The organism is Streptomyces hilarionis (assembly GCF_024539675.1).
In the GTDB taxonomy this organism is placed as follows: Bacteria; Actinomycetota; Actinomycetes; order Streptomycetales; family Streptomycetaceae; genus Streptomyces; species Streptomyces hilarionis.
In genome coordinates this window covers 1-19,633 of record NZ_JAHHIT010000167.1, presented here as the reverse complement: position 1 = coordinate 19,633, position 19,633 = coordinate 1, and the positions used below count along the sequence as shown (strand labels likewise).

Here is a 19,633-nt window from a genome sequence, read left to right as displayed (position 1 = left end):
CCGCACCCCCCGCCGCCGACCTCCCCGCCACCGGAGCCGGATGCGGCGGACCCGGACACGGCCGACTCCGACACGGCCGACTCCGACACGGCTGACCCGGACGCCGGGCGACCGGAAACCACGGGCCCGGACGTCCCCGGACCGTCCGCCCCGTGCCCGGCCGCCGCAGCGCAGGACGCTCGGGCGCCGGACGCGGCGGCGCCTGACGCCCGGAGGCCGGCCGCCGAGGGCCCGGCCGTCGCGCGGCCCCACGCCCGGCGACGGGACGAGACGGGCTCGGGCGCGCCGGGAACGGCCCTCCGGGGATCCGGTGCGGCCCAGCCGCCCTTCGCGGAGCCGGACGAAGCGGGCCGGAGTCCCGTCGACGCGGGTGCGGGGACTGTCGCCGAGGAGGACGGGTCCTCGTCGCGGGACGCGGCCGACGGAGTCTTCACCGTCCGGCTGGCCAACTTCGAGGGGCCCTTCGACCTGCTCCTCCAGCTGATCTCCAAGCACAAGCTGGACGTCACCGAGGTCGCGCTGTCGAAGGTCACCGACGAGTTCATGGCCCACATCCGGGCCATGGGCTCCGACTGGGACCTCGACCAGACGACCGAGTTCCTGGTCGTGGCCGCCACGCTGCTCGACCTGAAGGCGGCCCGGCTGCTGCCCGCCGCCGAGGTCGAGGACGAGGCCGACCTCGCGCTGCTGGAGGCCCGCGACCTGCTCTTCGCCCGTCTGCTCCAGTACCGGGCCTACAAGCGGATCGCCGACATCTTCACGGACCGCCTGGAGAGCGAGGGCCGCCGCTACCCCCGCACCGTCGGCCTGGAGGCGCACCACGCCGAGCTGCTGCCCGAGGTGGTCATCAGCATCGGTGCGGAGGGCTTCGCCAGGCTCGCGGTCAAGGCGATGCAGCCGCGGGCCAAGCCGCAGGTGTACGTCGACCACATCCACGCCCCGCTGGTGAGCGTGCAGGAGCAGGCCGGGATCGTCGTCGCCCGGCTGCGGGAGCTCGGCGAGGCCAGCTTCCGGGCGCTGGTCGAGGACACCGACGACACCCTGACCGTCGTCGCCCGTTTCCTGGCGCTGCTGGAGCTGTACCGCGAGAAGGCCGTCGCCCTGGACCAGGAGACCGCGCTGGGCGAGCTCGTGGTCCGCTGGACCGGCGGGGACGGGAACGCGGGGCCGAGAGTCACCGACGAGTTCGACCGGCCGCCGGAGGATGCCGGGAAGGAGACACGCACGTGAGCGAGGACACCGTCGCCGCGCTGGACCTGAAGCCGGCCCTGGAGGCCGTCCTGATGGTCGTCGACGAGCCCGCGACCGAGGAGCATCTCGCGAAGATCCTCCAGCGGCCGCGGCGCCAGGTCGCCGACGCGCTGCGCGAGCTGGCCGACGAGTACACCGTGCAGGGGCGCGGCTTCGAGCTCAGGCTCGTCGCGGGCGGCTGGCGGTTCTACACCCGCCCCGAGTACGCGGCGGCCGTCGAGGGCTTCGTGCTGGACGGCCAGCAGGCCCGGCTCACCCAGGCGGCGCTGGAGACCCTGGCGGTCGTGGCCTACCGCCAGCCGGTCAGCCGCAGCAGGGTCTCCGCGGTCCGCGGAGTGAACTGCGACGGTGTGATGCGCACCCTGCTCCAGCGGGGTCTGGTGGAGGAGGCGGGCGCGGAACCCGAAACAGGTGCGATCCTGTACGTGACGACGAACTACTTTCTGGAGCGGATGGGCCTGCGCGGCCTGGACGAGCTCCCGGAGCTCGCGCCCTTCCTCCCGGAGGCGGCGGCGATCGAGGCCGAGACCCAGGAGGGCGTGCCGTCGTTCGATCCGGACGCTCCGGATTCCGAGGACGCAGACGACAAGACGGAACTTTGATGCGAAGCAGCAGCGGCAGGAACAGCAGCGGAAACAACGGCGGGAGCCGTGGTGGCAACAGCGGCGGCCGCGGCGGGAACGGCGGCGGTCGCGGCGGGAACAGTGGCGGCCGCGGTGACTACCGCGGATCCGGCAACTCCCGCGACGACCGGCAGGGCGGCCGCCCGAAGAACCCGCGCCCGGAGGAGCGCCGGTACGACGTGGGCCCCGGCGGCACCCACGAGGGTCCGAAGTCGGGGCGGGGCAGCTCCGCGCGGGGCGGCGCCAAGGGCGGGCCCAAGCAGGGCCAGGGCACCGGGCGTGGCCGCTGGGTCCCGGCGACCTCGCGGGAGTACGAGGCGCGGGCCGAGGAGCGCAACCGCGAACGGTACGCGGGCAAGAAGGACGTCAAGCTGCCCAAGACCTTCCCCGGCGCCGAGCAGGAGGGCGAGCGGCTGCAGAAGATCCTCGCGCGGGCGGGCTACGGTTCCCGGCGGGCCTGCGAGGAGCTGATCGAGCAGGCGCGCGTCGAGGTCAACGGCGAGATCGTCCTGGAGCAGGGCAAGCGGGTCGACCCGGAGAAGGACGAGGTCAAGGTCGACGGCCTGACGGTCGCGACGCAGTCGTACCAGTTCTTCTCGCTGAACAAGCCGGCCGGTGTCGTCTCCACGATGGAGGACAACGAGGGCCGTCAGTGCCTCGGCGACTACGTGACCAACCGCGAGACGCGGCTGTTCCACGTGGGCCGGCTCGACACCGAGACCGAGGGCGTGATCCTGCTCACCAACCACGGCGAGCTCGCGCACCGGCTGACGCACCCCAAGTACGGCGTGAAGAAGGTCTACCTCGCGCACATCGTCGGCCCGATCCCGCGCGACCTGGGCAAGCAGCTCAAGGACGGCATCCAGCTGGACGACGGCTACGCGAAGGCGGACCACTTCCGCGTCGTCGAGCAGACCGGCAAGAACTACCTGGTCGAGGTGACCCTGCACGAGGGCCGCAAGCACATCGTGCGCCGGATGCTGGCCGAGGCCGGCTTCCCGGTCGACAAGCTGGTGCGCGTCGCCTTCGGCCCGATCACGCTGGGCGACCAGAAGTCGGGCTGGCTGCGCCGTCTGTCCAACACCGAGGTCGGCATGCTGATGAAGGAAGTCGACCTCTAGGAAGTCCCGGGCCCCCGGGGCTTGTGCGAGCACACACCCCCTTTTTATAGTCGTGGTGACTATTAAAAGGGGGTGTTCGTCATGCGGGACCGCGACCAGCACGCCCGCGACCAGCACGCCCACGACGGGCACGCGTACGACAAGTACGCCTACGAGCCCTTCGCCGTCACCGTCGACCTCGCCGTCCTCACGCTGCGCGCGGGCGCCCTGCACGTCCTGCTCGTCGAGCGCGGCCGGGAGCCCTACGCTGGCCGCTGGGCGCTGCCCGGCGGCTTCGTGCTGCCGGACGAGTCCGCGGAGACCGCCGCCCGGCGCGAACTCGCCGAGGAGACCGGCCTGAAGGACGTCTCGGGCCTGCATCTGGAGCAGGTGCGCACCTACAGCGAGCCCGGCCGGGACCCCCGCATGCGGGTCGTCTCCGTCGCCTTCGCCGCCCTGCTGCCCGACGCCCCCGAGCCCGCCGGCGGCGGCGACGCCCTCCAGGCCCGCTGGCAGCCGTACGACGACGTCGGGCCGCTCGCCTTCGACCACGACCGGATCCTGGCCGACGCCCACGACCGGGTCGGCGCCAAGTTCGAGTACACCTGCCTCGCGACCGCCTTCTGCCCGCCCGAGTTCACCCTCGGCGAGCTCCAGCAGGTCTACGAGACCGTGTGGGGGACCGGCCTCGACCGGCCCAACTTCCGCCGCAAGGTGCTCGCCACCCCGGGCTTCGTCGAGCCCGTGCCCGGCGGCGCGCGCCTGACCGGCGGCCGGGGCAAGCCCGCCGCCCTCTACCGCGCGGGCGCCGCCACCGCACTCCATCCGCCCCTGCTGCGACCGCCCCGGGAAGGACGTTCCGCATGACCACCTCGACCACCGTCAGGAAACGCGCCACCGGGTCCCTGCTGGGCCTCGCGCTGGGGGACGCGCTCGGGTTCCCGACCGAGTTCGACGACGTCCCCTCGATCCTCGCCAAGTGCGGGCCCTGGCGGGAGATGGACCTGCCCGGGCGCGCCTTCGTCTCCGACGACACGCAGATGACCCTCGCGGTGGGGCACGCCCTGCGGTCCGCCATGGACCGCGGGCTCCTCGTGCCGTCCTCCCTGGCGCCGGAGCTGCGCAAGGAGTTCGTGGCCTGGAACCGGTCGCCGGACAACAACCGCGCGCCGGGGCGGACCTGCCTGACCGCCTGCGACCTCCTGGAGGACGACGGACGGCTGTGGCAGGACGCCGCGCAGATCGGCTCCAAGGGGTGCGGGGCCAACATGCGCGTCGCCCCGGTCGGCCTCGTCCCCGGCCTCAGCGACGAGCAGCGGGCCGGGGCGGCCCAGCTCCAGGCCGCCCTGACCCACGGACACCCCACGGCGCTCGCCGCCTCCGACCTCACCGCCCACGCCGTACGCCTCCTCGTCCAGGGCGCCGACCCGGCCGCCCTGGTCGGGCTGCTGCGTTCGTACGCCCTCGACAACCGCTCCCGCTACCACGAGCGCTGGCTCGGCGATCTGTGGACCCGCGGCCAGGACCCCGGCGCGGAGCACTTCATCGCGCGCGGCTGGGACGAGTGCCTGGCCGTGCTCGAACGCCTCCAGGAGACGCTGCGCCGTCCGTCGCCCGAGACGGACCCCTGCCTCGCGGCCGGCGAGGGGTGGATCGCCGAGGAGGCCCTGGCCGCCGGCCTGCTGTGCTTCCTGCTCTTCCCCGACGAGCCGCTCACCGTGCTGCGCCGGGCCGCCTGCTCGTCCGGGGACTCCGACTCCATCGCCTGTCTCGCGGGCGCCTTCGCGGGCGCGTACGCCGGGGCCGACGCCTGGCCGACGCCGTGGGCGGACCGGATCGAGTACCAGGGGGAGCTGGTGACGCTCGGAGCGCTGTGGGACCAGTGAGCCGGAGGTGACCCGGCGGGCGCTCAGGCCAGGCTGATCGAGCCGCGCGCGACCGTGATCTTCTCGGCAGGGAGCGGGCTGGACGCCGGACCGCGGGCCACCGAGCCGTCCGCGACCCGGAACTCGCTGCCGTGACAGGGGCAGTGGATGGTGCCGTCGGCGACGCTGGAGACCGTGCAGCCCTGATGGGTGCAGATGGCGGAGAACGCCTTGAAGTCGTCCTTCGTCGGCTGGGTGACGACGACCTTCTCGTCGGCGAAGATCTTGCCGCCGCCGACGGGGATGTCGGCCGTCCGCGCCAGTTCCCGGCCGGCGGCGGTGTTCGAGGACTTGTCGGACGACGACGAGCCGTTGTCGCCGTACTTGGCGCAGGCCGCCGTGAGGGCCGCTGCCGCGCCGCCCGTCGCCAGGAGAACCGTGCGTCGTGTCGCGGGGAGGGTCATGTCGTCACTCCGAAGGTGCGGAAGAACCAGAGGGCGGAGGTGAGCCAGACCACCGTCAGAACGGCGAAGACGAGTCCGCCGACGAGCGGCAGCAGCCATCCCGGGAGTCGCTCCCAGCGCAGCAGCAGCATCTTGGCACTGAATGCGCCGAAGAAGAAGCAACCCAGGACGGAGTGCCACATCACGCGTGTTTCGTACGTCTGATACCCAAGCGCGTACAGGCAGTGCACCGCAACCGGGACCGCGATCAGGAAGGCGGCGCGGCCCGACCAGCGGTGCAGCGCGCCGGACCAGGCGGGGCCCGGCAGCTTCCCGTACAGCATGAGCGCCGAGGCGAGCTGGACCAGGGCGAAGAACATCGCGGCCGACGCGAGCCACGCCTTCACCGCTCCCGTGCTGCTGAAGCCGGCCAGGTCGAAGGCCGTGCCGGTCGGGTCGTGCGTCTTGCCGTACACGCCCAGGCCGACCGCCACCGCCCCGGCGACCAGCGCCGGGACCAGATAGCGGGCCGGGTGCGGGCCGCGCCCCGCGGGCCCGGGGAATCCGCGCGTGGCGGCGTTCGGATCGACGGTCATGGAGGCTCCCTGCTCGGTCGGGGGTCAGGGGAGGGCGGGGCGGGCCGTCAGACGCCGTCCGTCGACCGTCACCGCACCGGTGCGCGGGTCGAGGCGCGGAGCGGGGGAGGGCACGCCGTCACGGGTGAGGACGCCGACCTGGCTGCCGTCCCGCAGGACGATCCACCCGCCGTCGACCTTCGCGGAGCGCACGGCGGCCGTCGCCCGCCACAGCCCGGACATCTTCCTCGCCCGGACCGCGGTGAACGCGCGGGGCTCGCCCCCGACGCCGACCGTGCCCTCGATCCGCGCGCCGTCCTCGAGCCGTCCCGTGAGCTCCGCGCCGTGCCGGCCGGTGAGCCGCACGGCGCCGTCGGCGCGCACCTCGCCCCTGAGCCAGGACTCCCGGGTGCGGCCGTCGCAGAAGTACGCGATCGCCCTGCCGGCGCGGACGGAGACGGCGACCGCCGCCGTGTCGTCGTCGGTGCGCCCGGCGTAGTCGCCGTCCGGCGCGCGGGAGGGCGTCGCCGCCGGGGCGGGCGCGGGGGAGGCGGGGGAGACCGTGCCCGGGGTCGGGGCCGGACTCGGCGACCGCTCCCGGTAGGGGGAGGTGGGGGCCTTCGTGCCCGTCGTCGTGTCGAGCGTCAGCAGGGACAGGCCGAGGAGCAGTCCCGCGAGGAGGGTGAGCAGGGGTCCTGGACGCTTCATGCCGGGCCTTCCCCGATGCCGGTGTCCTGCCGTCAGAGTGCCATGACAGCGCGGGCCGCACCCTTCGTAAAGGGCGTACCGGGGCATCGCCGTCTCGGCACGCGGGCTGCGCGCACCACGGCGGCGCGGGCTGACTACGCTGGACGTCTCATGTGCCGCAGCCCGGTACATCAGCGCGTCAACGCATCAGCACACTTCAGCGAGGAGCAGCGCCGTGGCGGTACGAGCGGTCCGGGGAGCCGTCCAACTCGAACGGGACGAGGCCGGCCACATGGACGAGCAGGTGGGGGCCCTGCTCACCGCCGTCCTGGAGCGCAACGCGCTCGGCGCCGACGACCTGATCAGCATCTGGTTCACGGCCACGCCCGACCTGCACAGCGACTTCCCGGCGGCCGCGGCCCGCAAGCTCGGCATCGTCGACGTGCCGCTGATCTGCGCCCAGGAACTGGACGTCGAGGGCGCCATGCCCCGGGTCGTGCGCATCCTCGCGCACGTCGAGTCCGACCGGCCGCGCGCCGAGATCAGCCACGTCTACCTCGGCGCCGCGGCCGCCCTGCGCAAGGACATCGCCCAGTGAGGACCGCGCTCGTCATCGGCACCGGGCTGATCGGCACGTCCGCCGCCCTGGCCCTGGTCCAGCGGGGCGTCGTCGTCCACCTCGCCGACCACGACCGCGAGCAGGCCCGCACGGCGGCCGCGCTGGGCGCCGGCGCCGACGAGGAGCCCGAGGGCCCGGTCGACCTGGCGATCGTCGCCGCCCCGCCCGCCCACGTGGCCGGCGTGCTCGCCGACGCGATGCGCCGGGGGGTGGCCCGCGGGTACCTCGACGTGGCCAGCGTCAAGGGCGGACCGCGCCGCGAACTGGAGGCGCTCGGCCTCGACCTGTCGGCCTACATCGGCACGCACCCCATGTCGGGCCGGGAGAAGTCGGGGCCGCTCGCCGCGACCGGCGACCTCTTCGAGGGCCGCCCCTGGGTGCTGACGCCGACCCGGGACACCGACACCGAGGTGCTGAACCTCGCCCTGGAGCTGGTCTCGCACTGCCGGGCCGTCCCGGTGGTCATGGACGCCGACGCCCACGACCGCGCGGTGGCGCTCGTCTCCCACATGCCGCACCTGGTCTCCAGCCTCGTCGCGGCACGCCTGGAGCACGCCGAGGAGGCCGCCGTACGGCTGTGCGGACAGGGCATCCGGGACGTCACCCGGATCGCCGCCTCCGACCCCCGGATGTGGATCGACATCCTGTCCGCGAACCCCGGGCCGGTCGCCGACCTGCTCACCGAGGTCGCCGCCGACCTGGCGGAGACCGTGCAGGCCCTGCGCGCCCTGCAATCCGGCGACGACGCGAAGCGGCGCGACGGCGCCGGCGGCGTCGAGGACGTCCTGCGCCGCGGCAACGCGGGGCAGGTCCGCGTCCCCGGCAAGCACGGAGCGGCCCCGCGGGCGTACGAGGTCGTCGCGGTGCTCATCGACGACCAGCCCGGCCAGCTGGCCCGCATCTTCGCCGACGCCGGGCAGGCGGGCGTCAACATCGAGGACGTCCGCATCGAGCACGCGACGGGACAGCAGGCGGGCCTGGTGCAGCTCATGGTCGAGCCGAAGTCGGCGCAGGTCCTCGCGACGGCGCTGCGGGAGCGGGGCTGGGCCATCCGCCAGTAGCCGGCGGCGGCCGGCGTCGGCGTGGCCGGGGACGGACGTGCGGCCGCCCGCCGCGGGTCGCCGGCCGGGGCCGACGAAGGGCCGGGGCCGGCCGGACGGACCCCGTGCGGCCGGACGAGTGATGCGCGGCCGGTAACCTGGTACGGGGCACAGTCGCGCCCCGTACCTCCACCGCCTCGCACCAGGAAGGTGTCCCCCCGTGGAAAACGGCGCCGCCCAGCCCGTGATCGTCGCCATCGACGGTCCGTCCGGCACCGGCAAGTCGAGCACGTCCAAGGCCGTGGCCGGCCGGCTCGGACTGAGCTACCTGGACACCGGCGCCCAGTACCGGGCGATCACCTGGTGGATGGTGAACAACGGGATCGACATCGAGGACCCCTCCGCGATCGCGGCCGTCGCCGGCAAGCCCGAGATCCTCTCCGGCACCGACCCGGCCCACCCGACGATCACGGTCGACGGCGTCGACGTGGCCGGGCCGATCCGCACCCAGGAGGTCACCTCCAAGGTCAGCGCCGTGAGCGCCGTGCCGGAGGTCCGGGCCCGGATCACCGAGTTGCAGCGCTCGCTGGCCGCCGCCGCGGAGCGGGGCATCGTCGTCGAGGGACGGGACATCGGCACCACCGTCCTGCCCGACGCCGACCTGAAGATCTTCCTGACGGCCTCCCCCGAGGCCCGCGCCGCCCGCCGCAGCGGCGAGCTGAAGGGCGCCGACGTGCACAGCACCCGTGAGGCGCTGATCCGGCGGGACGCCGCGGACTCCTCCCGCAAGACCTCCCCGCTCGCCAAGGCGGACGACGCCGTCGAGGTGGACACCACCGCCCTGACGCTGACCCAGGTCATCGAGTGCGTCGTCACCCTCGTCGAGGAGAAGCGGGACGCGCGGTGACGTCGACGACGGCCGTGCCCTCGCAGCGGGGCGCCGAGGTCGGACGGCGCATCGGCGTCGGTCTGATGTACGGGCTGTTCAGGCCCCGGGTGCTGGGCGCCTGGAAGGTGCCGGCGAGCGGCCCGCTGATCTTCGCCATCAACCACTCGCACAACCTCGACGGCCCGATGGTGATGGGCGTGGCCCCCCGGCCGACCCACTTCCTGATCAAGAAGGAAGCGTTCGTCGGCCCGCTCGACCCCTTCCTGACCGGCATCGGCCAGCTCAAGGTCGACCGGGACACCACCGACCGCACCGCGATCACCCGCGCGCTGGGCGTGCTGGACAACGGCGGGGTCCTCGGGATCTTCCCGGAGGGCACCCGCGGCGAGGGCGACTTCGCCGCCCTGCGCGCCGGGCTCGCCTACTTCGCCGTGCGCGGCGGAGCGCCGATCGTGCCCGTCGCCGTGCTGGGAAGCACGCAGCGCCGCGGACGGTTGATAAAGGCGCTGCCCCCGCTGCGCTCCCGCGTCGACGTCGTCTTCGGAGACGCGTTCGAAGCGGGCGACGGCAGCGGACGGCGCACCCGCAAGGCGCTGGACGAGGCCACCGAACGCATCCAGAAGCAGCTCGCCGCGCACCTGGAAAACGCCAGGCGCCTGACGGGACGCTGAGCGACACTGAATACCGAGTAGTGGATCAACCCGGACAGAACGGGTGGTCCACCGATCACCACGAATGAACGACGAGGTACGGACTTCATGAACGACCACATCCAGCCCGACGGCTCGGACTCCTTCGAGCACGACCACGGGGCGCTCGGCGACGCCGAGTACGCGGAGTTCATGGAGCTCGCCGCGGTCGAGGGCTTCGACATCGAGGACGTCGAGGGCGCCATCGAGGAGGCCGGTCACGGACCGCTTCCCGTGCTCGCCGTCGTCGGCCGCCCCAATGTCGGCAAGTCGACCCTGGTGAACCGGATCATCGGCCGCCGCGAGGCCGTCGTCGAGGACAAGCCGGGCGTGACCCGCGACCGCGTGACCTACGAGGCGGAGTGGTCGGGCCGCCGCTTCAAGCTCGTCGACACCGGCGGCTGGGAGCAGGACGTCCTCGGCATCGACGCCTCCGTGGCCGCCCAGGCCGAGTACGCCATCGAGGCGGCCGACGCCGTCGTCTTCGTCGTCGACGCCAAGGTCGGCGCGACCGACACCGACGAGGCGGTCGTCCGGCTGCTGCGCAAGGCGGGCAAGCCCGTCGTGCTGGCCGCCAACAAGGTCGACGGCCCGAGCGCGGAGGCCGACGCGGCCTACCTGTGGTCGCTCGGCCTCGGCGAGCCGCACCCGATCTCCGCCCTGCACGGCCGCGGCACCGGCGACATGCTGGACGCCGTCCTGGAGGCCCTGCCGGAGGCCCCCGCGCAGACCTTCGGCGCCGCGGTCGGCGGTCCGCGGCGCATCGCGCTGATCGGCCGCCCCAACGTCGGCAAGTCCTCGCTGCTGAACAAGGTGGCGAACGAGGAGCGCGTCGTCGTCAACGAGATCGCCGGCACCACCCGCGACCCGGTCGACGAGCTGATCGAACTCGGCGGCGTCACCTGGAAGTTCGTCGACACGGCGGGCATCCGCAAGCGCGTCCACCTCCAGCAGGGCGCCGACTACTACGCCTCGCTGCGCACCGCCGCGGCCGTGGAGAAGGCCGAGGTGGCGGTCATCCTGATCGACGCCTCCGAGTCGATCTCGGTCCAGGACCAGCGCATCGTGACGATGGCCGTGGACGCCGGACGCGCCCTGGTCATCGCCTACAACAAGTGGGACACCCTCGACGAGGAGCGCCGCTACTACCTGGAGCGGGAGATCGAGACCGAGTTCGCGCAGGTGGCGTGGGCCCCCCGGGTGAACGTCTCGGCGCGCACCGGGCGGCACATGGAGAAGCTGGTCCCGGCCATCGAGGCCGCCCTGGCCGGCTGGGAGACCCGCGTTCCCACCGGCCGTCTGAACGCCTTCCTCGGTGAGCTGGTCGCGGCCCACCCGCACCCCGTCCGGGGCGGCAAGCAGCCGCGCATCCTCTTCGGCACCCAGGCCGGCACCAAGCCCCCGCGGTTCGTGTTCTTCGCGTCCGGGTTCATCGAGGCGGGTTACCGGCGCTTCATCGAGCGCCGGCTGCGCGAGGAGTTCGGCTTCGAGGGCACGCCGATCCACATCTCGGTCCGGGTGCGCGAGAAGCGCGGCGGCAACAAGAAGAAGTGACGACACGGCAGGAGGGCGGCGCCCCGCACGGGGCGCCGCCCTCCTGCCGTCCGCGGGTCCTGCCGCTCGCGGGTCCGACCGCCCGAGGACCTCGCCGTCCGCAGGCGGATCCGCGGGTCCGCGGGTCCGGGAGTCCGGGTTTCCGTCCGCGGGTCCCGGCTCCCGACGATTCCCGAGCCGCTCAGAAGGTCCTGCGGGGCGCCGGCGGAAGCGCCGCGGGGACGTGATGCATCGCGGTCGGCGTCGGCTGCTGCTGGCCGATCTGCCCGACCCGCTGCCACTGGGACTGCTGCCCGATCCCGTGCCGCGCGCTCTGCGCTCCCGCGCTGTAGGCGCTGTACGAACTGCTGAACGACCCCGGGCGCGGCGCCGGGTACGAGCCCGCGGGGTACGGGATGTTCCCGAAGGCGGTGAAGCCCAGGTCGTCCTCGCCGCTGCGGTCGCCCGGCAGGGAGCGGAACGTCTTGACGTACTCCGCGTAGAGCGCGTCGTAGATCGGCGTGGCGGAGGGGCCGCCCTGGGAGTCCTGGGCCGGTCGCGCGGACGGGATCGACTGGTAGGAGGGGCGGCGGGGAACGTCGTAGGTGTGCACGTATGTCCAAACGACGCGGCGCGCGAAGAGATGCGGCACGGCGGGCGTCCGCCGCGGACGCCCGCCGTGCCGCCGTCCGTGACGCAGGCGGGGCGGGGGCCGTGGGCGGCCGCGCCGCGTCGTGCGGAACGGAGCCGGCCGCCGCTCGCCGAGGGGGCTCAGGTCCCCGCGAGAGGGAGGGCCGCGCCGACCAGGTGCCCGTTCGCGGCGGCCTTGTCCAGCGCGTCCCGCAGGAGGTCCTCGCGGGGCTGGCGTCCGATGGAGCCCACGGGCGAGGCGAACATCAGCACCTGCTGGTGCTTGTTGGCGGCGGCCCGCCACCCCTCCGTCACCTGAAGCGGCTGGTGCGCCTGCCACCAGGCGACCGGCTGACCGCCGTGGGACGACGGCTGAAGGACGGCGTGCAGCTGCCCCATCGCCAGCAGCACCGACCAGCCGTGCTGCACGGGCGGCACCTCGGTCAGTTCGCTCAGCGGCATGAAGCCCTGCTCGATGAGCAGCGGCAGGAAGTCGTCGCCGGCGCCGGTCGTGCCGGGCCGCACGATGGGCGCGGTCGGCTCGACGACCAGGGCGGGGTGCAACTCCCCGGCGATCAGGACGAGTCCGCTCGTCACACCGAGCACCGCCTGCTCGGGCACGACCTTGTCGGGGTCCAGGTCGACGGTGTCGCCGCTGATGGAGCGCACCGCGCCCTGCAACTGCTCCTCGGTCACCTGGACGACCTGGGACGGCAGGCAGGTGGCGTGGGCGAAGGCGAGGACGGCGGTCTCGTCCCCGATGAACAGGACGGTGCTGGTGTGCTCGTTCTCGGAGTCGCCCGGGGTGCGGCAGGACGTGCAGTCGTAACTGCCCGGGGCGTTGTCTCCGGCGAGCAGCCGGTCGGCTTCTTCGTCGCCGATCTCGGCGCGTACCTCGTCGCTGACGTCGAGCATGCGCGGCACGGGTGGCTCCCTCGGATGCGGTGCGTGGGCGAGGCCGGGTGACTCCGGCTCGTGGTCCGGGTGGGCCCCGGCTCATGAAGATGACAACGGGCGAGCTGTGGCGGGAGTCACGCTGTAGAGCGAACGGAATCGAACCGTCCTGCGCCGCCGCTCACTCTGTGTGCGGAATCGCACACTCCCTGTCAAGTAACGGGGAGGTCACGGCAGTTGGGTCGGTGAGCTGGCTCACAGAGGGAAGGGAGGCGGGGCTGACAAATCATGAAAAGAACGAACGAACTGGGTGTCCGGAATTCGCCGCTACCTAAGGTAACGGTCAACTGGCCTGCATCGATGGCGCATTGATTGATAACAGGGCGTCAGGTTCCCTAGATTGCTCCGCCGTGTGCAACGAGCACCGCTCGGGAACGTCCGCCGGCCGCGCAGAGCCAGACAGCGCGCAGCACCACCGCCGGCGGACGGGGCCGAGCGCGCCGACCGCGTCCCTGCGCGGCCGACGCGCTCCGGTCAGGGGGAGCCCGGGTGCGTAGAGAGGGATCTACATGTCCGAATGTGCCGATCACTACACCCGCAGGTCGTCGCGCAGGACGGCGGTCCTCGCCGGGGCGGTTCTCCTCGCCCCCCTCGGACTGCTCAGCGCCACCCATGACGCGATGGCGGCCGACAGCGGGGTGTGGGACCGCATCGCCCAGTGCGAGAGCGGCGGCAACTGGCACATCAACACCGGCAACGGCTACTACGGCGGACTGCAGTTCTCCGCCGGTACCTGGCGCGCGTACGGCGGAGCCGCCTACGCGTCGACCGCCGACAAGGCCAGCAAGGCACAGCAGATCTCCGTGGCCACCAGGGTGCAGAACTCCCAGGGATGGGGCGCGTGGCCGACCTGCTCGGCGCGCGCGGGGGCGGCCGGCAGCGCACCGGGGGCCGACCGGCCCTCCTCCGCCCGGTCGGACTCGTCCGGCTCCGGCTCCTCGAAGTACGGTGAGGGCGCGAAGACCACGAAGAGCACGAGGACCACGAAGTCGGCGAGGCCGGCGGAGGCCACCGGCTCCGGCTCGGGTTCCGGCGCCGAGTCCTCGGGGACGCGCTCGTCCGCGACGCCGGAGCGCGCCTCCGGCCAGACCTCGCGCGGCTCCTCTCGCGGCGACTACACCGTCCGCCGGGGCGACACCCTGAGCACCATCGCGGCCCGCAACGGGATGACCTGGCAGCGCGTCTACGCCGGCAACCGGGCCGTCATCGGCGGCGACCCCGACCTGATCGTCCCCGGGCAGCGCCTCACGCTCTGACCCCTTCCCCGCTCCGTGACGCGGCGGCCCCGACCGGTGTGAGACGACCGGTCCGGGCCGCCGCGTCCGCGCGGAGGGGGGTGGGGGACATGTGCAGGAGCCGTGTTCTTTCCTATGGGCCGTCAGATGCCGGGGAGCGGACGAAAGCGAAATGAAACGGTCTTCCCACGCGCTTTTCCGACCCTTTCCGGCGGGTTATGCGAGGCTCTCGGACGGCCGCCGACAATTGCGTTCGAATACGCGGGGAAGGCCTCGGAAACCGCTCGTCCGTGTGACGGTCCGCTGTGCACGGATGGCGCAACGTCGCTCGAAACGCGTGTCGGGATCCTGTGACAGAAGTGTGACCGCGGGGTTCCACATCCCGGGTTCGGCGTTCGCGGGAGGCGTCGGGCCCTAGCGTGGAGGTATGGCACCGAATACCGCTCCGCAGGCGGAACCCCAGGACAGTCCGGACGGTTATGTCGGCCTGGAGGCCGAGGAGGCCGAACGGCTCGCGCGCGAACGGGGATGGTCCACGGTGCGCTCGCTGGCGCCCGGGACGATCGTCACCATGGAGTACCGCTTCGGGCGGCTGAACCTCGAGGTGCGGGACGGCCGCGTCGCCCGCGCCTGGAAGGGCTGAGCCCGCCGCCGACGGTCGCCTCGCCCGGGCTGCGCCGCCACGGCCTCGGCCCGGGCACGGCGAAGGCCCCGGTTCCTCGAGGAGGAACCGGGGCCTTCGCCGTGCCCGGCCGGGGGTGCGTACCGCCGGGCCCGCCGTCGTACGGCGGCGTTCGCCGGGCCTAGCCGCCGGCGAGGGGGCGGGCCCCCGAGGTCGCGGCGCCGCGCGGGAGGCGGTCGGCGTGCGGCGGGCGGCGGCTGCCGACCGGGGTGACCGGCGTGCGCTCCGAGCGGGTCGTGTGCGGGCCCGGGGCCAGGTAGGCCGGCGCGCGGGGCGCGCGGGCCGGGGCCGGGGAGGCCGGTTCGCGGACCGTGGCGGCCTCGTCCTGCGCCGTCGGCAGCGGGGTGAGCGGCACGGACACGGCGACGGGGGCGGCCGGGGCCGGGGCGGCGACCGCGCGGCGGCCACGCTCGCGCAGACGGTCGCGCAGCGCGAAGATCGCGACCTCGGCGCGGGCGATCAGCGGCTCGCACCAGGGCAGCGCCAGCAGGATCAGCAGCCCTGCGGCCCACCCGAGCACCACGTCGCTCAGCCAGTGCGTACCGAGGTAGACGGTGGTCAGGCCTACGCCGAGGGAGACGACGGCGGACACGGCGGACAGCCAGCGGCGCGCCCTCGGCGTGGAGGCCAGATACGCCAGGATTCCCCAGGTCACGACCGCGTTGGCGGTGTGGCCGCTGGGGAATATATCGCCGCCCAGGCCCATCTCGTTCGAGCCGATGGTGGTCGCGTAGTGCGGTCCCAGCCGGCCCATCCCGAGCTTCGCCGCGCCGACCGTGATGTTCAGCAGCAGCAGCGAGGCGCCCAGCGTGAGCAGCGGGCGCAGGGTGTGCTGGCGCCAGGATCTCCAGCCGAGCCAGGCGGCGACCATCACGGCGGTCGGGCCGCGCTGGCCGAGGACCACGTAGTAGTCGAGGAAGGCGTGGATCTCCGGCCACTGCTGATACGGCCGGAAGAACATGACCTGCCAGTCGAGGCGGACCAGCCACGAGGTGATCACCACGAGCCATACGATCGCCAGATAGAAGGCCAGGGTCGCCAGCAGGAGGGCGACCCGGTGCCGGCTCATCTTCGGCACATCGATGTGGGCCGGCCGTTCCGGCTCACGGTCGAGCCTGGCGAACACCCGGTCCAGACGGGTGAGGTTTCGTTCGGTACGCACCTAAACGACGTTACAGCGAGTGAGCTCGAGACCCGGCCGAATCCGCGGGTTTGTGATGACGATGTGATGTGGGATTGCTCTCAGAACGCTGTTTATGCCCATGGAATCGCTAATCGTCGAACGCCGCTCCCTTCAATTCCTTTGATCATTCCTAGGGATAGTTTTAGGTAACCGATGAAAGGCTTCACCGAAAAGCGGGACTTCCTCACGGAGGGCCGGAACCGTTCAGCCACCACGCCCCGTACACGGCCGAGGCCGTGGCCACGCACCCCACCACGAGCGCCGCCCGGCCCGTGCGCAGCCGGGACAGGGCCACGGCGGGCGGGAGCAGCAGCGGGAACGCCGGCAGCAGCAGCCGCGGCTTCGAGCCGAAGTAACTGGACGCGCACAGGGCGAGCGCGAGGACGACGCCGCCGTACACCAGCAGCGGCAGCGGCTGGCCCTGTCGTACGCAGACCGCGTACAGCCACAGCAGCAGGGCGACGCCGACGACCAGCCCGAGGCCGGCGAGGGCGGCGGGGAACGACGTGAACTTGTCGGCGACGAAGCGGGCGAAGGCGTAGCCGCCGTCGAAGCCGTTGCGCCAGCCCGCCTGGACGTCGAGGTAGCCGAGGGGGCCGCGGCCGGTGCGGTGTCCCACCCACAGGACGTATCCGGCGGCGCCGAGGGGCGCGAGGAGAAGGGCGAGGGCGCGCGGGGCGAAGCCGGGCCGCGCGGCGATCGCTTCACGCCCCGCGGGGGTGTCCGCGGACGGGCGGAGGGCGTGAACGGGGGAGTGCGCGCCGGACGCGGGCGCTGTGCTGCGGGTTCCCGCGATAGAGACCTCCGGGGTGACCGCGCGCTCCCGCAGGAGGGACGCCGCGCCGGCCGCCCACACCGCCGCGACCACCGCGAGCCCCACCGGGCGGGTCAGACCGGACAACGACGCCAGGACCCCCGCGGTCACCCAGCGCCCCGTGAGGACGGCGTACAGCGACCAGGCGGCCAGCGCCGTGAACAGCGACTCGCTGTACGCCATCGACTGCACGATCCCGACGGGCAGGACGGCCCACACCAGCACCGCGCACACCCCCGCCCGCCGTCCGTACACGTGGTCGGCGACGGCGAAGATCCCCCAGGCCGCCGCGAACGAGGCGACCAGGGCCACGACGAACCCGGCGTCCGCGTACGACAGCGGGGCCACCGCGTGCAGCAGCCGCTCCAACCACGGCAGCAGCGGGAAGAAGGCCAGGTCGGCGTGCACGTCACCGTTCGGCAGCCGGATCTCGTAGCCGTATCCCCGCTCGGCGACCCTGCTGTACCAGAGGGAGTCCCAGCGGGCCGTGAGCAGGGTGTACGCGCTCTTGTCGCGGGCAGCGCTCCACAGGGCGAGGGCGAGCAGGCCCAGGGCGCGCACGGCGGCGTACCCCAGGAGGGCGGGGGCCGCCCGGCGCGGGGACGCGGAGCCGGGGAGCCTCACGCGGGTCTGGAGATCGGTCACGGGCTCGATTATCGACGGGCGCCCGGAGCGCGCGGCCGCCGAGCACCGCGCGCGGGGCCCGGCGGGGCGACCGGCGGGCCCTCCGTGCCGGGCGCGCAGTGGCGTACGCCACATGGGTCGCTCCGGAACGGTGAGATGTCCGCCACGTGGCCCTGGCGCGAACTCGCGTACGCTGCGTGTCACTCGTGTTCGTTTGCGCGGGCCGGAGATCACCGCTCCTCTCCGGCCGAGTCGCGGGGAGTCCCCACCCCGCGAGCCCGCCGGACCGGGGGATCACCTGGGAGGTACGTACATGTCCGGGACGACCACGGCCGCCGCTGGGCTGCGCCGGAGGGCGGCCGGGGCCGGTGCCAACCGCTGGGTCGTCCTGGTGGTGTTGTGCGTCAGCCTGCTCCTGGTCGCCGTCGACGCGACCGTCCTGCACGTGGCGGTGCCCGCCGTCACCGAGGACCTGCGGCCCGACGGCATCGAGCTGCTCTGGATCGTCGACACCTATCCGCTGGTCTGCGCCTCGATGCTGATCCTTTTCGGCACGCTCGGCGACAAGGTCGGCCGCAGACGGATCCTGCTGCTCGGCTACGCCCTGTTCGGCGTCGCCTCCGCGCTGGCGGCGTTCGCCGGGAGCGCGCAGACGCTGATCGTGGCGCGGGCGCTGCTGGGCGTGGGCGGCGCGATGATCATGCCCGCGACGCTGTCGATCCTGCGGCAGGTGTTCCCGGACCGGCGTGAGCGGGCGCTGGCGATAGGCATCTGGAGCGCGGTGGCGGCGGTGGGCGCGGCGATCGGGCCGCTGCTCGGCGGCTTCCTCCTCGAACACTTCTGGTGGGGTTCGGTCTTCCTCGTCAACATTCCGTTGATGCTCGTCAGTCTGCCGGTGGGACGGCTCCTGCTGCCCGAGTCGCGCGGCGCCGGGAACGGCCCCTGGGACGTGGTCGGCGCGCTGACGGCGGCGGCGGGGCTGTTCGGCGTCGTGCTGGGCGTGAAGCGGCTGGGCGGCGGCGAGCTGGGGCCGCTCACCGTGGTGCCGCTGGCCGTGGGCGCGGTGCTGATCGTCCTCTTCGTACGACGTCAGCGGCGGCGCACGCATCCCCTGGTGGACCTGGCGATGTTCGCGCGGCCGGCGTTCAGCACCTCGGTGGGGTGCATCGTGCTGGCCATGCTGGCGCTGGTCGGCCTCGAACTGATCGCGGCGCAGTACCTTCAGCTCGTGCTGGGCCTGTCCCCGCTGGAGACGGGGCTGCGGCTGCTGCCGCTCACGTTCGCCGCGATGGCGGCGGGCCTTGCGGGCGCCCGGCTGCTGCGTGGGTTCGGGCCGCGGCGGATGGTGTGCGGGGGCTTCGTGCTCACGGCGGCGGCCGTGCTGGTGCTGACCGCGATGGGCGGGTCGGACAACCCGGGGCTGCTGCTGTCCGGGTTCCTGCTGCTCGGGTTCGGGCTGGAGACGACGCTGTTCGCGGCGTACGAGTCGATGCTGAGCGAGGCTCCGCCGGAGCAGGCCGGCGGGGCGGCGGCGATCGGCGAGACGTCGTACCAGCTCGGGGCGGGGATCGGGATAGCGCTCCTCGGGACGGTGATGAACGCCGCGTACGCCCCCGGGCTGTCCTCCGTGCCCGGGGTGCCGGCGTCGGCGTCGGCTGCCGCGGGGCATTCGCTGGGCGAGGCCTACGAGGTGGCCGGGCAGCTGGGCGGGCCGGCCGGGGCGGCGCTGCGGCGGGTCGCGAAGGACAGCTTCGTGCACGGGCTGCATGTCACGTTGCTGGTGAGTGCGGGGCTGTTGCTGCTGGGGGCGGTCATGGCGTTGCGGCTGCCGCGGGTCATGCAGTGCGAGGCGCCTCCGGCGGGGGTGGGGCTTCCCGCGCCTCGGGAAGTCGTGGACTCCCGCGTCTCTGCCTGACCGGCGGCCTGCGGCCGGCCGGAGTCTCCCACCCGCGCACCGCCCGTGACGGTGGGTGGAGGGGTGGGCGTCGCCCGTGGGGGTGCTGCGCCGTCGGCGGCCGCTGCTTGTGCCTGCGGCCCGGCGGCCTGCGGCCTGCGGGCGGGTGACCTGCGGTCGGGTGACCCTCGGTCGGGTGACCTGCGGTCTCCGGCCCGTCGGCCTCCCAGAGCCCTACGTCCCCCTCCGTCCCGGCCACCAGGCCGTCCGAGCCGCCAGGCCCCCGGGCCCCCGGCCCCCGGG

Annotated in this window: 20 protein-coding genes; 13 read left to right on the top strand and 7 right to left on the bottom strand. The window is 73.4% G+C overall.

Translation table 11 applies throughout. The annotated features are described in order from the left end of the window. The 5 genes from KMS84_RS31745 to KMS84_RS31725 all read left to right on the top strand — a co-directional run. Positions 1-1,230: segregation and condensation protein A (locus tag KMS84_RS31745; RefSeq protein ID WP_256919936.1), on the top strand; the 1,230-nt coding region annotated here is incomplete at its 5' end. A 53-nt stretch (positions 1,231-1,283) separates the two neighbouring features. After that, complete coding sequence (gene scpB, locus KMS84_RS31740) at positions 1,284-1,853, top strand: SMC-Scp complex subunit ScpB (protein WP_256919938.1); 570 nt, start codon at positions 1,284-1,286, stop codon at positions 1,851-1,853. Beyond that, positions 1,853-2,995, top strand: coding sequence for a pseudouridine synthase (locus tag KMS84_RS31735; RefSeq protein ID WP_256919935.1), 1,143 nt, complete (start codon positions 1,853-1,855; stop codon positions 2,993-2,995). Before scpB ends, KMS84_RS31735 begins: the two co-directional genes overlap by 1 nt. An 81-nt stretch (positions 2,996-3,076) precedes the next feature. Further along, positions 3,077-3,841, top strand: a complete 765-nt coding sequence (locus KMS84_RS31730) for an NUDIX hydrolase (protein WP_256919934.1) — start codon at positions 3,077-3,079, stop codon at positions 3,839-3,841. After that, positions 3,838-4,860, top strand: coding sequence for an ADP-ribosylglycohydrolase family protein (locus KMS84_RS31725; RefSeq protein ID WP_256919933.1), 1,023 nt, complete (start codon positions 3,838-3,840; stop codon positions 4,858-4,860). The genes KMS84_RS31730 and KMS84_RS31725 overlap by 4 nt, the downstream gene beginning before the upstream one ends. A 23-nt stretch (positions 4,861-4,883) precedes the next feature. Here KMS84_RS31725 and KMS84_RS31720 read toward each other — a convergent pair whose 3' ends face one another. The 3 genes from KMS84_RS31720 to KMS84_RS31710 are packed head-to-tail and all read right to left on the bottom strand — an operon-like array spanning position 4,884 to position 6,565. Further along, complete coding sequence (locus KMS84_RS31720) at positions 4,884-5,303, bottom strand: Rieske (2Fe-2S) protein (protein ID WP_256919932.1); 420 nt, start codon at positions 5,301-5,303, stop codon at positions 4,884-4,886. Next, positions 5,300-5,878 (bottom strand): DUF6529 family protein, encoded by a 579-nt coding sequence (locus KMS84_RS31715; protein ID WP_256919931.1) that lies wholly within the window; start codon positions 5,876-5,878, stop codon positions 5,300-5,302. Before KMS84_RS31715 ends, KMS84_RS31720 begins: the two co-directional genes overlap by 4 nt. 24 nt (positions 5,879-5,902) lie before the next feature. Beyond that, the gene (locus KMS84_RS31710) at positions 5,903-6,565 is read right to left on the bottom strand and encodes a hypothetical protein (protein WP_256919930.1); all 663 of its coding nucleotides are present in this window, start codon (positions 6,563-6,565) and stop codon (positions 5,903-5,905) included. Between the two features lie 214 nt (positions 6,566-6,779). Here KMS84_RS31710 and aroH point away from each other — a divergent pair, with 214 nt between their 5' ends. The 5 genes from aroH (at position 6,780) to der (ending at position 11,335) form a co-directional block, all read left to right on the top strand. After that, the gene (aroH, locus tag KMS84_RS31705; protein WP_256919929.1) at positions 6,780-7,142 is read left to right on the top strand and encodes a chorismate mutase; all 363 of its coding nucleotides are present in this window, start codon (positions 6,780-6,782) and stop codon (positions 7,140-7,142) included. Further along, complete coding sequence (locus tag KMS84_RS31700; RefSeq protein ID WP_256919928.1) at positions 7,139-8,224, top strand: prephenate dehydrogenase; 1,086 nt, start codon at positions 7,139-7,141, stop codon at positions 8,222-8,224. Before aroH ends, KMS84_RS31700 begins: the two co-directional genes overlap by 4 nt. A 199-nt stretch (positions 8,225-8,423) precedes the next feature. After that, positions 8,424-9,110, top strand: a complete 687-nt coding sequence (cmk, locus tag KMS84_RS31695; protein ID WP_256919927.1) for a (d)CMP kinase — start codon at positions 8,424-8,426, stop codon at positions 9,108-9,110. Then, on the top strand, positions 9,068-9,763 hold the full coding sequence (locus tag KMS84_RS31690) for a lysophospholipid acyltransferase family protein (RefSeq protein ID WP_256919926.1): 696 nt from the start codon (positions 9,068-9,070) through the stop codon (positions 9,761-9,763). Before cmk ends, KMS84_RS31690 begins: the two co-directional genes overlap by 43 nt. Before the next feature lie 87 nt (positions 9,764-9,850). After that, positions 9,851-11,335: a ribosome biogenesis GTPase Der gene (der, locus tag KMS84_RS31685; protein ID WP_256919925.1), complete on the top strand. Its 1,485-nt coding sequence runs from the start codon at positions 9,851-9,853 to the stop codon at positions 11,333-11,335. Between the two features lie 181 nt (positions 11,336-11,516). Here the strand turns inward: der and KMS84_RS31680 are convergent, their stop codons facing one another. Together KMS84_RS31680 and KMS84_RS31675 are read right to left on the bottom strand one after the other, a co-directional pair. Further along, entirely contained in the window at positions 11,517-11,927 is a 411-nt protein-coding gene (locus KMS84_RS31680; RefSeq protein WP_256919937.1) for a hypothetical protein, read from the bottom strand. Positions 11,928-12,085: 158 nt separating this feature from the next. After that, positions 12,086-12,868, bottom strand: coding sequence for a DUF8842 C-terminal domain-containing protein (locus KMS84_RS31675; RefSeq protein WP_256919924.1), 783 nt, complete (start codon positions 12,866-12,868; stop codon positions 12,086-12,088). A 539-nt stretch (positions 12,869-13,407) separates the two neighbouring features. On the opposite strand from KMS84_RS31675, the gene KMS84_RS31670 reads away from it, so the two are divergent. Further along, positions 13,408-14,154 carry a LysM peptidoglycan-binding domain-containing protein gene (locus KMS84_RS31670; RefSeq protein WP_256919923.1) on the top strand — a complete coding sequence of 249 codons (747 nt, stop codon included), beginning with the start codon at positions 13,408-13,410 and terminating at the stop codon, positions 14,152-14,154. A 406-nt stretch (positions 14,155-14,560) separates the two neighbouring features. Next, positions 14,561-14,776 carry an I78 family peptidase inhibitor gene (locus tag KMS84_RS31665; protein WP_256919922.1) on the top strand — a complete coding sequence of 72 codons (216 nt, stop codon included), beginning with the start codon at positions 14,561-14,563 and terminating at the stop codon, positions 14,774-14,776. Between the two features lie 160 nt (positions 14,777-14,936). Here the strand turns inward: KMS84_RS31665 and KMS84_RS31660 are convergent, their stop codons facing one another. Together KMS84_RS31660 and KMS84_RS31655 are read right to left on the bottom strand one after the other, a co-directional pair. After that, positions 14,937-15,977: a phosphatase PAP2 family protein gene (locus tag KMS84_RS31660; RefSeq protein ID WP_256919921.1), complete on the bottom strand. Its 1,041-nt coding sequence runs from the start codon at positions 15,975-15,977 to the stop codon at positions 14,937-14,939. Between the two features lie 205 nt (positions 15,978-16,182). Next, on the bottom strand, positions 16,183-17,457 hold the full coding sequence (locus KMS84_RS31655) for a mannosyltransferase family protein (RefSeq protein WP_256919920.1): 1,275 nt from the start codon (positions 17,455-17,457) through the stop codon (positions 16,183-16,185). A gap of 292 nt (positions 17,458-17,749) precedes the next feature. On the opposite strand from KMS84_RS31655, the gene KMS84_RS31650 reads away from it, so the two are divergent. Continuing rightward, entirely contained in the window at positions 17,750-19,351 is a 1,602-nt protein-coding gene (locus KMS84_RS31650; RefSeq protein ID WP_256919919.1) for an MFS transporter, read from the top strand. The last annotated feature ends 282 nt before the right edge of the window (positions 19,352-19,633 follow it).